At 34.7% G+C, this 14264-nt stretch carries 9 protein-coding genes, 1 tRNA gene and 2 pseudogenes; 10 read left to right on the top strand and 2 right to left on the bottom strand.

Annotation, left to right across the window (positions count from 1 at the left end; genetic code table 11):
* From ACJROP_RS06890 to ACJROP_RS06845, 10 genes and pseudogenes are all read left to right on the top strand, one after another.
* A pseudogene (locus ACJROP_RS06890) lies at positions 1–328 on the top strand (hypothetical protein); the annotation flags it as partial.
* 251 nt (positions 329–579) lie between these two features.
* Positions 580–2793: a right-handed parallel beta-helix repeat-containing protein gene (locus ACJROP_RS06885; RefSeq protein WP_406534742.1), complete on the top strand. Its 2214-nt coding sequence runs from the start codon at positions 580–582 to the stop codon at positions 2791–2793.
* A gap of 149 nt (positions 2794–2942) precedes the next feature.
* On the top strand, positions 2943–8105 hold the full coding sequence (locus tag ACJROP_RS06880) for an Ig-like domain repeat protein (RefSeq protein WP_406534741.1): 5163 nt from the start codon (positions 2943–2945) through the stop codon (positions 8103–8105).
* 198 nt (positions 8106–8303) lie between these two features.
* The gene (locus ACJROP_RS06875) at positions 8304–8717 is read left to right on the top strand and encodes a DUF371 domain-containing protein (protein ID WP_406534740.1); all 414 of its coding nucleotides are present in this window, start codon (positions 8304–8306) and stop codon (positions 8715–8717) included.
* Between the two features lie 61 nt (positions 8718–8778).
* Positions 8779–8862, top strand: a tRNA-Leu gene (locus ACJROP_RS06870).
* 96 nt (positions 8863–8958) lie between these two features.
* Positions 8959–9813, top strand: coding sequence for a UTP--glucose-1-phosphate uridylyltransferase GalU (gene galU, locus ACJROP_RS06865; protein WP_406534739.1), 855 nt, complete (start codon positions 8959–8961; stop codon positions 9811–9813).
* Between the two features lie 43 nt (positions 9814–9856).
* Complete coding sequence (locus ACJROP_RS06860; RefSeq protein WP_406534738.1) at positions 9857–11080, top strand: aldo/keto reductase; 1224 nt, start codon at positions 9857–9859, stop codon at positions 11078–11080.
* Between the two features lie 47 nt (positions 11081–11127).
* A complete protein-coding gene (locus tag ACJROP_RS06855) occupies positions 11128–11334 on the top strand; it encodes a TIGR04165 family Cys-rich peptide (RefSeq protein WP_406534737.1) in 207 nt (68 codons plus the stop codon).
* Between the two features lie 4 nt (positions 11335–11338).
* A complete protein-coding gene (locus ACJROP_RS06850) occupies positions 11339–12466 on the top strand; it encodes a TIGR04083 family peptide-modifying radical SAM enzyme (protein WP_406534736.1) in 1128 nt (375 codons plus the stop codon).
* A gap of 61 nt (positions 12467–12527) precedes the next feature.
* Positions 12528–13517, top strand: coding sequence for an ATP phosphoribosyltransferase (locus ACJROP_RS06845; protein WP_406534735.1), 990 nt, complete (start codon positions 12528–12530; stop codon positions 13515–13517).
* A gap of 49 nt (positions 13518–13566) precedes the next feature.
* Here the strand turns inward: ACJROP_RS06845 and ACJROP_RS06840 are convergent, their stop codons facing one another.
* On the bottom strand, positions 13567–14031 hold the full coding sequence (locus tag ACJROP_RS06840) for a DUF2115 family protein (protein WP_406534734.1): 465 nt from the start codon (positions 14029–14031) through the stop codon (positions 13567–13569).
* Positions 14028–14264: pseudogene (locus ACJROP_RS06835) on the bottom strand (PHP domain-containing protein); the annotation flags it as partial. The gene ACJROP_RS06840 and the pseudogene ACJROP_RS06835, both read right to left, overlap by 4 nt.

Below are 14264 nucleotides of genomic sequence, written 5' to 3'. Positions count from 1 at the left end.
TGTAAACGATGCCAAATACCAATCTGAAACTGTAAATAACACTGTAACAGTCAATGCTGACGGTTTAAGCATTACTTCCAGTGATGTAAACATGACCTACAAAGACGGTACCGCTTATGAAGTTCAATTAGTGAACTCCGATGGTGATGCAGTTGCTTTATCCGGTCAAATAATTAAAATCACTGCTAACGGCATTGTTTATAACAAGAAAACAGATGCAAACGGTATTGCAAAACTAACAATCAACTATATGCCTGGAACATACCAATTAAAAGCAGAATACAACGGCATTGAAATAGCAAACAACGTAACAGTAAACAATGCATAAAATAAAACAAAAATATTTCAAAATAGGGGTTTATTAAAAAATAAACCCTCACTTCTTTATTTTTTAAATTAATCCTTTTTTTTTATTAATGCAATTATATTTTAGTTTTTTTCAATGAAAACTTTATAAAGCATTTTTAACAAATAATTATTATAATCTTTAAATCGATTATTATTTAGAATCGTTTAGAGTATAATCGCTTCAAGGGAGGTGGTAAGTTTAAGACTAGTCCTAAATTAATATTGGGATTAATGGTTATAATCTGTATAATATGCATTTCTTCCGTTTCAGCTGAAGAAATTGACACTAATAGTTCACTTGAAATTTCAAATCAAGTTCAAATGGAATCTGATCAATCTATAGATGACTCTGTTTTAGAAGCAGCTGCAGATGATGAAGAAGTTCCAGATGTGCCAGACTTAATATTTAATGATACAATATACATTGATTATCAAAATATAGATGATTATTTTGAAGAGGGTGTTTTACAATCCAAATATTCAAATAAGACATTTGTATTTTCACAAGATTTTGAAAATTTAGGAAAATTAAATATTAGTGCGGAAAATGTAACTATTAGAGGCATAGGATTCACATTAAAAAACACTGTATTTGAATTGGATGCAGATAACATTACTTTACAAGATTTAAATATTGATTTAGATAGTGAGTTTGCAGATAATGAGGGTGCAGGTGTATTAGTTTATTCAGATTATGCAAATCTAATCAATCTTAATATTAATTATGCCGTTCCTACTAATGTGGAGGCATATGGTGTTTATGCTGAGGGATCTTCCAATAATCCAATTAGGAATTTTAGGTTACTCAACTCTACTATTAACTTTGAAGGACATAATGATGAAGCAAATGTTTATAATTGTGCAGTTAAATTACTCAATTGTAAGGATTCTGTTGTTGAAAATAACACTATTTGTTCGGAATTGCCTCTTAGAGATATTATATTCGGACCTAATGGTGCAGAATTAGCTTCTGATTTAGTCTTAACAGTCGGTATTGAAAAATGTGATAATTTATCTTTCATAGGCAATACGCTTGTTTCAGAGGTAAATAAAAGACCCGATTATCGTTATCCTTCCCTTGACTGTATGCTGATTTCGAAATCGGGCAATTCGATTATCGCTAATAATTCAATCTTTATGAGTGATTTTGTAACAGAACTTGGAATTGACAATTACCTTTATGGATTAGATATTTACAATTTAGATAATCTGACTGTTATCAATAATGATATTTCAATTATAACACGTGGAGGTAAATTGGCTGCAGGTACTGCATATCCTATTCAGATTACAGGCCCTATTTCAAATGTTACTATAACTGAAAATGATTTATATTCATTTTCTAATGGGCCAAATATAGGAGTATATTCTCAGAATTTCTATGGGGAAACTTCTCTTTCGATTACCAATAATAAGATAAATGTGACTGGTTTAGCAGGCGCTCATGAATGGGCTTTAGTTGCAGGTATTGAATCACAGGACAGTCACTCAATAATTGTTAATAATACTATTGAAGTTCACAGCGTCGGTGCTGTTTCAATTGATGATAATCTATATGGAATTAGTTATCGTCAAAGCACATCCGGTGATCATCAATATGACATTCAAAACAATACAGTATTCAGTGATGGTTATTATTCAGTTAATTTATTGAGTTCTGTTGATTCAAATATTTTTAATAACTTGCTGGTTTCTTATAACCCTAATGCAGATTCAAGTAAAAGCGGTTTCAAATATGGGGATATTTCACAACATGAAAACATGGAGTTTTACAATAATAAAGTTATAAGCGCTTTTGATTATTTTGCGGCTCGTGAAAATATTATTGATAAAGGTTATGAGTTCAATTATAATCCTTTTAATAATAACGATGTTTCTAATAACATTGACGGCAGCAAGATATCAAGCAATGAAACTAATAAAAAATATTCCTATAATCCTTTAATTCCAGGATCTTCTGATAAATCAGGATTTAGTGATGGTGATCAATGGTGGACAAAGCCTGGTGCCGATGACAATTCCGGAGATAATAATGAAGATAACACTAATTCGCAAGGTTCCGGAGATAATGCTGGCGAAGCTTCAGGAAATTCAACCGGCCGCCAAATCTCTTTAAGAGAACTACTGCAAAGTTTTGTTAATTCAAATACTGATGATGGTAAAGTTAATACAACTTCTTACAATGGACATAAAACTGACATTGTTGCTAATAATTCTGATACAACTCCTTCAGCTGAAGGAAATGACGCTCTTGCAAGTCAATCTAAGTCTACAAAAAGTTTAGATGTTTCAAGTGCTGGAGATTCATCAAGTATCAGTAAGAAAGTTTATGAAATTGATGAGAAAAATGAGATAGATAAATTTATTCCGTCAGTATTTTTCATCATTCCTATATTGGTGTTATTATTTATTGGAATCAGACGCAAAAAATCAAATTTCGAATAATTAGTCAATTTGACTAATTTTTTTCTTTTCTTTTTTTAAGACTCATTTTTTATTTAAGATAACTATATATATCTTCTTTTTCAAAACTAATAATATCATTGACAAATGATTTATTATAAAATATAATTTATAAACAAGAGGTATTTACTTTGAAAATTAATAAATTAATCTTAATAATTTTCATTATTTTAGCAGTATTCTCATTATCAACAGTTAATGCAAGTAATATGAATGTTACTCAAGCTGATAACTTATCTTCAGATAATGGGCATTATGAAAGTGTTCTATCAGAAAATCCTACTGATGTTTATGTTGATTCTGTTGTGGGATATGACTCAAATAATGGGACATCACAATATTCATCAATAAAAACAATTTCTAAAGCGCTTATGATAGCTAATGATAATGATACAATCTATTTGGCTGATGGAGAATATAGCGGTTTAAAAAATACCCGACTGACTATTGACAAATCAGTAAATTTCATAGGTTCAAAAAATACTGTAATCAATGGTGAAGATAAGAATTATATTTTTAATATTTCTGATAATGTAAAAGTCACGTTTCAAAACATAAAATTTGTTAATGCATTCAAATCACCTTTATCATACTCAAATACATACACAGGTAAGGTTTACGGTGCCGTTTTAAGCATAAACGATGCAAATGTAATTGTGGATAATTGTTCATTTATCAATAGTAGATTGGATAGTGATTATGAAGATGTTTATGGCGGTGCAATTAGTAATTTTGGGGATTTGACTATTACAAATTCATATTTCGGAAATAACAATCCTGTTCCTTCTTCTCAATTCCTCTCCCATGGGGGTTGTATTTTTAATAAGGGTTCATTATCAATATCCGATACCGTAATGGATGGTTCTTCAAGTACAGACGGTGCCGGTGTTTACAATGAAGGAACTGTCAATATGAGAAATTGTATTATTTCGAATTCCTCTTCCAGAAACACTGGTAAAGGAGCAGCAATTTTCAATAATGGAAACTTTACGCTGTTTGATTCTATTATTGAGAACAATTATATTGATCAAACATCAGATATTGTTCGGGGATCTGTTTACAATAACGGCATGTTGACTGTTAGGGGGTCCATATTTAGATTTAACAATGCCAAATATGAATCAAACAGGAATTATAAAGGTTCTTCATCCATTTATAATAATGGGATTTTAAATTTGACTTATAATGCGTTTATAGATAATCTGGTCTTTAAAGGGATAACCGGCGACATTTACAATTCAGGCAAAATAATCTCTATAGACAATAACTGGTGGGGCTCTAATGATAATCCCGGTGATGACAGTTCAAGGGGAAGCATTAAAAGCTATTTAAATACATGGCTTATTTTTACTTTGACACCGGAGTATTCAATGTTGAATCTCAGCGAATCTGTTAATATTACAGCCTTATGGACAACTAATCTTAATGAAATGCCTCAAATCAATCTGTTTCCATTATTCAATACAACTTTTAAGACATCTTACGGTGAAACATCAACTGAAGAATTGCAAAATGGACGCTCTATTTTTGTCTTTGACCATAGTCAGAATAAAGGCCAATATACTGTCACTGCAAACATAGGGAAGTTTACACAAGAGGCAACTGTTGATGTAGGTAAAATATTAACTCAGCTTGATGTTGAAAGCAATAATAATATTGTTTATAATGAAACTCTTAAAGTGAATATAACCGTAAAGGATGTAAATAATCATACGGTCACCGGCAGAGTATCCGTAAAATATGGCAAAGATACATATAACCTTGATTTAATAAATGGAAAAGCCAATTTGGAAATTAATGATTTAAAACCGGGCAATTATACTTTAAAAGTGACTTATGATGGAAATGAGAATTATTTCAAATCATTTTACAATAAAACCATTACAATTGAAAAACAGTCTGTAAATCTCTCGTTAAACGTATCCGAAGTGAAAATAGGTCAAGCCGGTGAAGCTATTGTAACAGTACATACAAAAGGAGTTCAAGGCCAAGCAAGACTCTATGTCGATGGTGAGCTTATAAAAAATATTTATCTGTATAATGGAAATACTTCCATTCCTTTAAAAGGATTTGCTGACGGCTCATATAACATCACTGTTCAATTTGTGGAAACTGACAGGTATCTTTCAACCTGTGCAAGCGCTATTTTTAAAGTAAGCCTTTATGATTCTTCTATAAATATAACTGCAAATGATATTGGCGTAGGTGAAAATGCCACAATCACAATCACTGTTGACCCGGATGACTTAAGAGGGGAAGCAACTTTAGTTATCAATGGTTATAATGAAACTATTTATTTAAATAACATCACAACTAACATCACTTTATCTAATCTAAAGGCAGGAAAGTATAATGTTTCAGTATACTATGACGGCTATTCAAAATATTATCCCGCAAATGCTTCAACTTCATTCAGCGTTTTAAAAATGCAATCTGAATTGAATGTTACAGTTAACCAAAACGGAACAATTATTGTTAAAACTAATCCAAGTAATTGTACAGGTGTTGTCACTGTATTCATTAATTTTAACCAGTACAATGCTACTCTTGTAAATGGTGAAGCCAGAATCGATGTCGAGTTCGATAAGGGAACTAATTACATATTTATTAATTACGAAGGCGATGATTACTACTCAGATTCAAATTGGAATACGACAATGGGATCTGTCGACAAATTTGTTTTCATTGGCAGAAATTCGACAGGTTGGAATTATAATGATTTTGATTATGCAATTAGATTAACTGAAGAAAGCGGAGTTCCGCTTCCTAAGGAGATAGTTATCGTTGAGTTTGATGGAAATCAATATAAAATCACTACAAATGATAATGGTTTGGCTTATTTCACTTTAAATCTGCCTGCCGGCAAGTACAATATATCTGCCAGATATGGAAATGTAACCATTTACAATACCTTAACAGTTAGGGATATTGAATTTAACATAACTTCTGCCAATATAACCTATGAAGAAGTAGAAATCGTTGAAACCGCATTTGATAGCGGAATTAAAGGAAAAGTTACCTTTATCATTGATGGAATTTTAAATCAGACTGTTGATATTGTAAATAATAAAGCCATATGCAATATTTCAGGATTAAATGTTGGAAATTATGATGTAAAAGCTATTTATTCAAATAATATGACTTCAAAAGAAGCATCATCTAACTTCAATGTAGATAAGGCTACCTTAAAATTAAATGTTACCGTTAAAGACGCCACATCTTCCGGTGATGAAATTATTTACGTATTCAATTTATCAAATGCGACAGGCAAAATAATTTTCAATGTTAACGGTAGGGAGTATACAAGTGAAATAAATAACTCCGAATCTTGCTTAAATTTATCTAAATTAAGCATCGGCACTTACTCATTAAAGGTTCAATATGATGGTGATAAGAATTATCATAACTATTCATACTCCACTGAATTTAATATAAAAGAATTTTCAAGCAAAGTTATTTTGAATGTAAATGAAGCGGCATACGGTGAAGACTTAATCGCTACTGCCACCCTTAATAGTAATGCAACCGGAATTGTTAGATTTTCAACCGAAAATTTCACTGAAGACATTGAAATTATAAATGGTGTTGCCAGTTGGACATTCACCGGCATCAATGCAGGAAATCATAATATTACTGCTACCTATTTGGGTGATAACTATTATATCTCTTCAAATAATTCCACTTCATATGCTGTTTTAAAAGCACAATCCAAAATCGTTGTATATGCAGATGATGTAGTTTTAAATGAGAATATCAGAATATTTGCTAATTTAAGCACTAATGCAACAGGTAATGTTTTATTCAGTATGAATGGATATTATTCCCCTAGAAGCAAAGTAATCACAAATTCTGTTTCCAAATGGTATATTTCTCCTTTAAAAACAGGCAATTATACAATTATTGCTGTTTATGATGGTGATGATAACTACTACGGTTCCAATACAACTTATATTTTAAAAGTTACTCAAGTAAGATCCCTGTTAAGTGTTGAAATTAATGACGCCAGTTTGAATGATAGGGTTAGAGCCAATATTGATTTAAAATCAAGTGATGGTGTAAAAATAAATGGTAAGGTAATTTTAAAAGTTAACAGTAATCGTTACACAGTTTTAGTTGAAAATGGTAAAGCTACCTTTGTTTTAGGAACATTGGCTGTTGGCAATTATACTTTTGAGGCAAGTTATGATGGTAATGCCAATTATTCAAAATCCTATTCCAAAGGCCAATTTGAAGTGAAGGACACTCTTTTAGATGTAAATCTGATTGTAAAAAATGTTTCCAAATATTATAAAGGCAGTAAAAAATTAGTGGTCTCATTGCAATCCTCTAAAGGCAAAGCTATTGTCGGTGAAACCATCATTGCTAAAATTAATGGTAAGGAGTATAGCGATATAACCGATAGTTCAGGAAAAGTTTCATTTGATATTGATTTCAATTCAGGAAATTATATTGCAGAAATCACCTTTAAAGAGACTAAAACTTATCATGCTGCTTCAGCAAAAGCATCAATCATAATTAATCCAACCGTTGAGGCTATTGATGTTGTCAAGTTATATGGTTCAGGAACCCAATATTTCGCAATATTTTCCGATTCCAACGGCAGATTCTTGGGAAATACTGAAGTCAAATTTAAAATCGGAACTACTTCAACAACAGTAACAACATTGCCTAATGGTGTTGCTAGGTTAAATATCAATATCCGAGTTGGAACTTATTCTATTGTTGCTACCAATCCGGTCACCGGCGAAAAAGCTACAAATAAATTATTCATATTCAATTATCTGATGGAAAATCAGGATCTGACAAAATATTACAAGGGTAGTCAGGGTTATAAGGTAAGGGCTTATGGAAATGATGGAAATCCAGTTGGTGCGGGTCAAGTAGTTAAAATTAAGGTTAATGGGAAAACCTATAGTGTCAAAACAGATAAGAACGGTTATGCAACTTTAAAAATCAATCTGAAACCTGGAAAATACACTATTACTGCCACATATAATAAATATACTGTTACCAATAAGATTAAGGTTAAGTCAACATTGATTACGAAGAACATATCCAAAAAGAAATCTAAAAAGATCAAATATAAGGCTAAACTTTTAAACAGTAAAGGCAAGCCTTTGAAAGGTAAAAAGATTACTTTCAAATTTAAGGGCAAAAAATACAAGGCTAAAACCAATAAAAAAGGAATAGCTACAATCACTATCAAAGCTAGCAAATTAAAAGTTGGCAAATATAAGATATATACTTCATATGGAAAGTTAAAAATGAAAAACACTATTAGGATTAAAAAGTAAATTTCATTTTTTTAACTTTTTTTATTTTTCAATGTAGATGTCATAACTTTAATTAATTGTTTTTTTTATCAAATTCAATTATTTATTAAACATGTCTATTTTAATGCAATTTAGTAAACATTCTAATCAGATTATTGAAGCTAGTTTCATTTAAATCGCATGAAAACTTTTATTAATTTTTCCAACTAACTATTAATTATGATTTTCAAACTTCAGACTAAAGGCCATAAGAATGTAACATCTCTTCACAAATCTACTTTTGAAGTAACCAAAGATGTTGAAATCGGTCCAACTGCAGACTGCATTATTGGAACGGATATGGATAAATCAATGTTGGACTTTCCCCAGGAGTTTAAGGATAAAATAGCTGATTCGAATACAAGAGTAACCGTTATTCTGGATACTGAAAATGGGCATGATGAAATTACTGGCTTTGGCCATGAGGATTTAACTTTAACTCATCCGACTGATATAGTTTGCAGAACAAGCGATTATACGTGTTCTCGTACATTGATGATTAAGGCAGATAAAGCCGCAAGGGATCTTGATGCAGAACTTATTGAAGATTTAAAAAATGGAAAAATCATGGATGTTACTATAAAATTGAGTTAAAATCGTTAAGTATATATAATTTGAAAAATATAATTTTTAATAACTACTTTTGTTTTTTTATGCGGGGGTGGTCGAGCGGTCAAAGGCGCTAGGTTGAGGGCCTAGTGGGTCAGTCCCTTCGCGGGTTCAAGTCCCGTCTCCCGCACTATCCAATAACTAATTCTAATTCTTCTTTTACTAAATCTATTTATAATATTTAAACTAAAAATTATACACAATTAAACTTATTTGGTGATAAATTATGAAAGCTGTAATTCCAGCAGCAGGTTTCGGAACAAGATTTTTGCCTGCTACAAAAGCGCAACCGAAGGAAATGTTGCCCGTTTATGATAAACCTACCATCCAGTATGTTATTGAAGAGGCTGTGGCTTCAGGAATCGATGACATTCTGATTGTCACAGGTAGAAACAAAAGGTCAATTGAAGACCACTTCGACAAATCATTTGAGCTTGAACAGACCCTGCAAAGTGCAGGAAAAGATGATCGTTTAAAGCAAGTTCGCGCAATCACTGATTTGGCTGATATCTGTTATGTAAGGCAAAAAGAGCAAAAAGGTCTTGGGGATGCGATTTATTGTGCCAAAAAGCATGTGGGAAGTGAACCATTTGCAGTGCTTTTGGGAGACTCAATCACTAAAGGGCCGGTTCCATGCACAAAACAACTGATTGACATCTATGAAAAGTATGACGCTTCCGCAATTTCCCTTGAGGAAGTTCCAAAGGAAAAGGTTGAAAGATACGGAATCATTAAGGGAACTGAAGTGGAAAATAATGTCTATAACATTGAAAAGCTTGTGGAAAAGCCTTTGGCTCACCAGGCACCTTCAAATCTTGCCATCATGGGAAGGTATGTTTTGACACCTGACATTTTCGACAAGATCGATGAAACGGAACCTGGTGTTGGCGGTGAAATCCAACTGACTGATGCTCTTCAAAAATTGGATGAAATCTATGGAGTCACATTTGAAGGAAAGACCTATGACATAGGTAACCGTTTCGAATGGCTCAAGACTTCAATAGAGTTCGCTATGGATGATGATGAGTACAAGGATAGCCTAATCGATTATATGAGAGAAATCATCAAGGAAAACATCTAGTTATTTCATTGAAATAACTTTACTCTTTTTTTTATAGATTTATATGCAGAATAGATTAATCAAAAAAACAGGTGATGAAGTTTCACCATTAGGCTTTGGAGCAATGAGACTGCCATTGAAGAATGGTAAGATTGACAGAAAAAAGGCTACAGAGCAAATCTATTATGCAATCGACAATGGAATCAATTTCATTGATACCGCTTACCTTTATGGGGACAGCGAAAAGTTTTTGGGCGAAATACTCAAAGGAGAGTATGGAGATAAGGTTAAAATCTGCACCAAGCTTCCTTCCATCAACGTCAGGAAGTATGAGGATATGGAAAAGTTTTTGGAAGTGCAGCTTGAAAGGCTCCAGAGGGACTGCATTGACTATTATCTGATTCATTCCGTTGATTTGAAGACAATCAACCGACTCTTTAAGAGGGATTTGGTCAAATTTTTGGACAAGGCCAAAGCCGAAGGCAAGGTAAGGCATGTCGGATTTTCCTATCATGGTCCCAAAGAGGAATTCGAGCAGGTCATCGACGCTTATGACTGGGATGTCGTAATGGTCCAGTACAACTACTTTGACGAGAATGTTCAGGCAAGCACTGAAGGAATCGAATATGCCGCTTCAAAAGGAATGGGCGTTTTTGTAATGGAGCCCCTGAAAGGTGGCATTCTTGCGGGAAAAATGCCTGAAGATGCTGAAGAAATCTTTAAAAAAGCAGATTCCGAAAAGACGACTGCCCAATGGGCTCTTCAGTGGGTGTTGAATAACAGAAACGTTTCCTGCGTATTTTCCGGAATGAATTCAATCGAGCAGATTAATGACAATCTAACTATTGCGGATAGGACAACTCCCCTGTCCATGACCTTTGAGGAAATGGAGACTGTTGAGCTTGTCAAAAGGGTAATGAGAAATTCGCTTAAAATCAACTGTTCGACCTGCGGATATTGCATGCCCTGCCCTCAGGGAGTCAACATTCCGGAATGCCTGAAAATTTATAATGAAAAGTATTTGTTTAACCATAAAGGACTGGTAAACACTTCCTTCATTGACTACTACCAGTATGTCGGTGGAATCATGGGCCAGGCCGGCAATGCGGGTCTGTGCAACGGATGTGGAAAATGCCTGAGGAAATGCCCGCAGAAACTGGACATCATATCCGAGCTTGAAAAGGTAAGAAAGGAATTCGAGCTTCCTGGTCTGAAGTATATCCTGCCCGTTGCAAAAAATATAGGCATTCCTATTTATAGGGAAATCGTAAACCTTCTAAATCGCTGATTTCAAATTGATTAAATTAATATATTTTAAAATCAAAATACTTTATCATGAAACTGGAAGAATTATTGGCGCCATGTCCAAAATGTGGTTCAAAAGACAAGATTGCCCATAGGAGACTATTGGATAACCATCGTGCGCATGCGGAAATGAATACCGTAAAGTGTGAGGAATGCGGTTATATCTTCTTTGTAAATGAGGATATGGACCCTGATGAGAAAAAGCAATTATTGATGGAATTAAACAAAATACCTTGATAAAATGACATTTCATGTAATGATTATCCCAACACTCAACTGTCCGTCAAACTGCAAGTACTGTTGGGGATCCGAAAACAAAAGGGAAATGATGGATGTCGAAATCATAGACCAGATAATAACCTGGTTAGGTGACTTTAGGGACGATAAGGTCCATTTCACTTTCCATGGAGGAGAGCCGCTTCTTGCAGGCTATGACTTTTACGAATACTCTTTAGATAAACTCTCAAAATTGGATAATTTCGAAGGCTTTTCCCTTCAAAGCAATATCTGGCTATTGACGGATGAGCTGATTGACATATTTGTGAAATACAATGTTGTCGTAAGCACAAGCATTGACGGGCCAAAGGAAATCAACGACTACCAAAGGGGAGAAGGATACTTTGACAAGACCATGTCAAGATATGAACAGGCCAAAAGCAAAGGACTGATCATCAACTTTGTTTTGACAGTGACAGATTATTCCAAGGATTTCTCGGATGAATTGTATGATTTCTTCAAGAATGAGAAAATGAGCCTGAAGATTCATGCTGCTTTGCCGTCCCTTAGGGGAGACAATGCAGACCCTTGGGCGCTTGACCAGGAAGAGCATGGAAAGCTACTGGTTGAATGGCTTGACAAATACCTTTATGATTTGGATAAATTTGCAATCATGGACCTGGACCATATCTGCAAAAGCACCCTCAGAAGAAGAGGAACGCTATGCACATTTGCCGATTGCATAGGAACCACCTTGGCGGTCGGTGCTGACGGCTCAATCTATCCGTGCTACAGATTTGTCGGAATGCCGGAGTATGTATTGGGCAATGTGGCCGACAATCCCAGCTTTGATGATTTGAAAGAGTCTGATGCATGGGCAAAGCTTCAGGAATTCAGGGATTATGTCGATGAAAACTGCAAAAGATGCAAATTTGTTAAATATTGCGAGGGGGGATGCCCTTACAATGCGATTGTCGCATATCAGACTCCGCAGGCAGTTGACCCTCAATGCACCGCATATAAGATGATATTTGGAGAGGTTTCAAAAAGGATGAACAAGGAATTTGCACGTTCTGCTTTTGGAATGGGAGGTCCTGCACCTAGAAAAGAGGGTGAGGCGTTCAGCATAATGGATCTGGCCATGAAACCTTAACTTTTTTTGATTATCGCAACTAATATATATCTTGAATTATAATGTTATTGTAGGTAGTAATATGAATGAGAAAATAATTTTAGGACTTCCAAAGGGAAGTTTGAACAATGTAAAAAGAGGAAATACTTATCAGCTATTTGTTGATGCAGGTTATGAAGTCAAAGGATACGAGCCTGGCGATGAATCTTATGAAATTGAAATCTTAAATGATGATGATATAATTGCTTTTCTAACCCGTCCGCAATCAACTCCCGTAGAATTGAACAGGGGAATAATTGACATAGCCATTGTTGGAGAGGACTGGGTTAAGGAGGAATCTGTTTTAAGGGAAACCAATACAGTTAAAATCGGCGATCTGGATTACGGAAAGACCCGTCTGATTGTTGCAGTTCCGAAAGATTCCCCATATGACAGTCTGTCAGATCTGTTCAGGGCAAATAAGGACAGGAAAACTCCAATATTATGTTTCACAGAATATCCTAACTTGACAAGAAAATTCATGATGGAAAATGAGGCATATCAGGAAATCTACGGTGACGCAGTGCCGTTTGTCCAAGTCAGGGGTTTGACCCATGGGGACAATGAAATGGTTCAGGTAATCAACTCTGACGGCGCTACTGAAGTATACATTGCAAAAGGCGCCGATTTGATTGTCGACAATACACAAACCGGAAGCAGCCTGAAAAAGGCGGGCCTTAAGGAAATCGAAACAATACTCCATTCTTCAGCGGGCCTTTATGCTGGAGTAAGCTGTACAGGCGAAAAACTTGCAAAAGCTCAGATGATTTATGAACAGTTGCTTGGAGCCATAACCGCTAAGAAATTCTTTGACGTTAAGTTCAACATTGCAAATTCCAAAATCGAAGAGGTTTCAAGATACTTAATAGAAAATAAGCTTTGTGCCGATGAGCCTACAATCACACCAGGTTCCGATTTCTCACAAATCAATGTTCTGATTCCTAAAGCCAAATTCCCGGAGATGGTTGATGCGATTAAAGGATTTGATGCAACTTCCATCATTAGAAATGATTTGAAACAGCTTGTCGAATAATCATTTCCTTTTTTTTAATTTTTTTTATAAACATATCTTTTTTTTAAAACTAGAACAGGCCACTGAAGCCGACGTTTTTGCAAACGCAGTATCTGCAAAGCGACCTTTCGTCATGGATATACTTCATGCGTCCCTTGCAGTAATAGGTTCCGTCAAAGAGATACACGTCATCCTTTCTGTCTTCGCTAAATGGGTGTAGCGGCCTTTTGGCGATAAGCGCCAGGTAAAGAGAAATGTTTTCGGTGAAGCGTTTGTTTTCATCATCGCCCGCCGAATACCTGTCGAAATAAAAGCCGATATCTGCGCGCATATTCTTGATTACGGAGTCATTTATTTCAAAATCATCTATGATTTCCATGGCATATATGTCATCATAGACGCCGGAGTTATATTTTGCAAGCTTTTTTGTCAAAGGATCCCTATATCTAGGATCCGTTACCTTGTTTCTCAAATAGTCTATAGGGTATTCCTTTAGATTTTTACGAATAATCTTTAATAGTTTCGATGCTTTCATAAAATTCCTTTGCTTTTGAGAAGCTCGCGTGGATTGTCGACAATGGCTTTCATCGCCTCATCGTGTGTCAGTCCTGCGCCCAAAGCTATCTCATATGACTTTTCAAATGTGATTATGTTGTCCGGGGAATGGGTATCAGTATTTACCAATAATTTGTTTCCGACTTCACGGGCAACGCTTGCGACGTGTCCGTTTCCAAGGCAATGCCCTTGGCGGGCTGAAATTTCAAGATA

The sequence above is a fragment of the Methanobrevibacter sp. genome (assembly GCF_045220775.1).
In the GTDB taxonomy this organism is placed as follows: Archaea; Methanobacteriota; Methanobacteria; order Methanobacteriales; family Methanobacteriaceae; genus Methanocatella.
The sequence above is the reverse complement of the archived record's forward strand: the minus strand, read 5'-3'. Positions and strand labels throughout refer to the sequence as shown.

Bases quoted from the DNA above. Each gene is read 5' to 3' on its own strand.
- ACJROP_RS06885 (WP_406534742.1), top strand. From the start codon at position 580: ATGGTTATAATCTGTATAATATGCATTTCTTCCGTTTCAGCTGAAGAA.
- ACJROP_RS06875 (WP_406534740.1), top strand. From the start codon at position 8,304: ATGATTTTCAAACTTCAGACTAAAGGCCATAAGAATGTAACATCTCTT.
- galU (WP_406534739.1), top strand. From the start codon at position 8,959: ATGAAAGCTGTAATTCCAGCAGCAGGTTTCGGAACAAGATTTTTGCCT.
- ACJROP_RS06860 (WP_406534738.1), top strand. From the start codon at position 9,857: ATGCAGAATAGATTAATCAAAAAAACAGGTGATGAAGTTTCACCATTA.
- ACJROP_RS06855 (WP_406534737.1), top strand. From the start codon at position 11,128: ATGAAACTGGAAGAATTATTGGCGCCATGTCCAAAATGTGGTTCAAAA.
- ACJROP_RS06850 (WP_406534736.1), top strand. From the start codon at position 11,339: ATGACATTTCATGTAATGATTATCCCAACACTCAACTGTCCGTCAAAC.
- ACJROP_RS06845 (WP_406534735.1), top strand. From the start codon at position 12,528: ATGAATGAGAAAATAATTTTAGGACTTCCAAAGGGAAGTTTGAACAAT.
- ACJROP_RS06840 (WP_406534734.1), bottom strand. From the start codon at position 14,031: ATGAAAGCATCGAAACTATTAAAGATTATTCGTAAAAATCTAAAGGAA.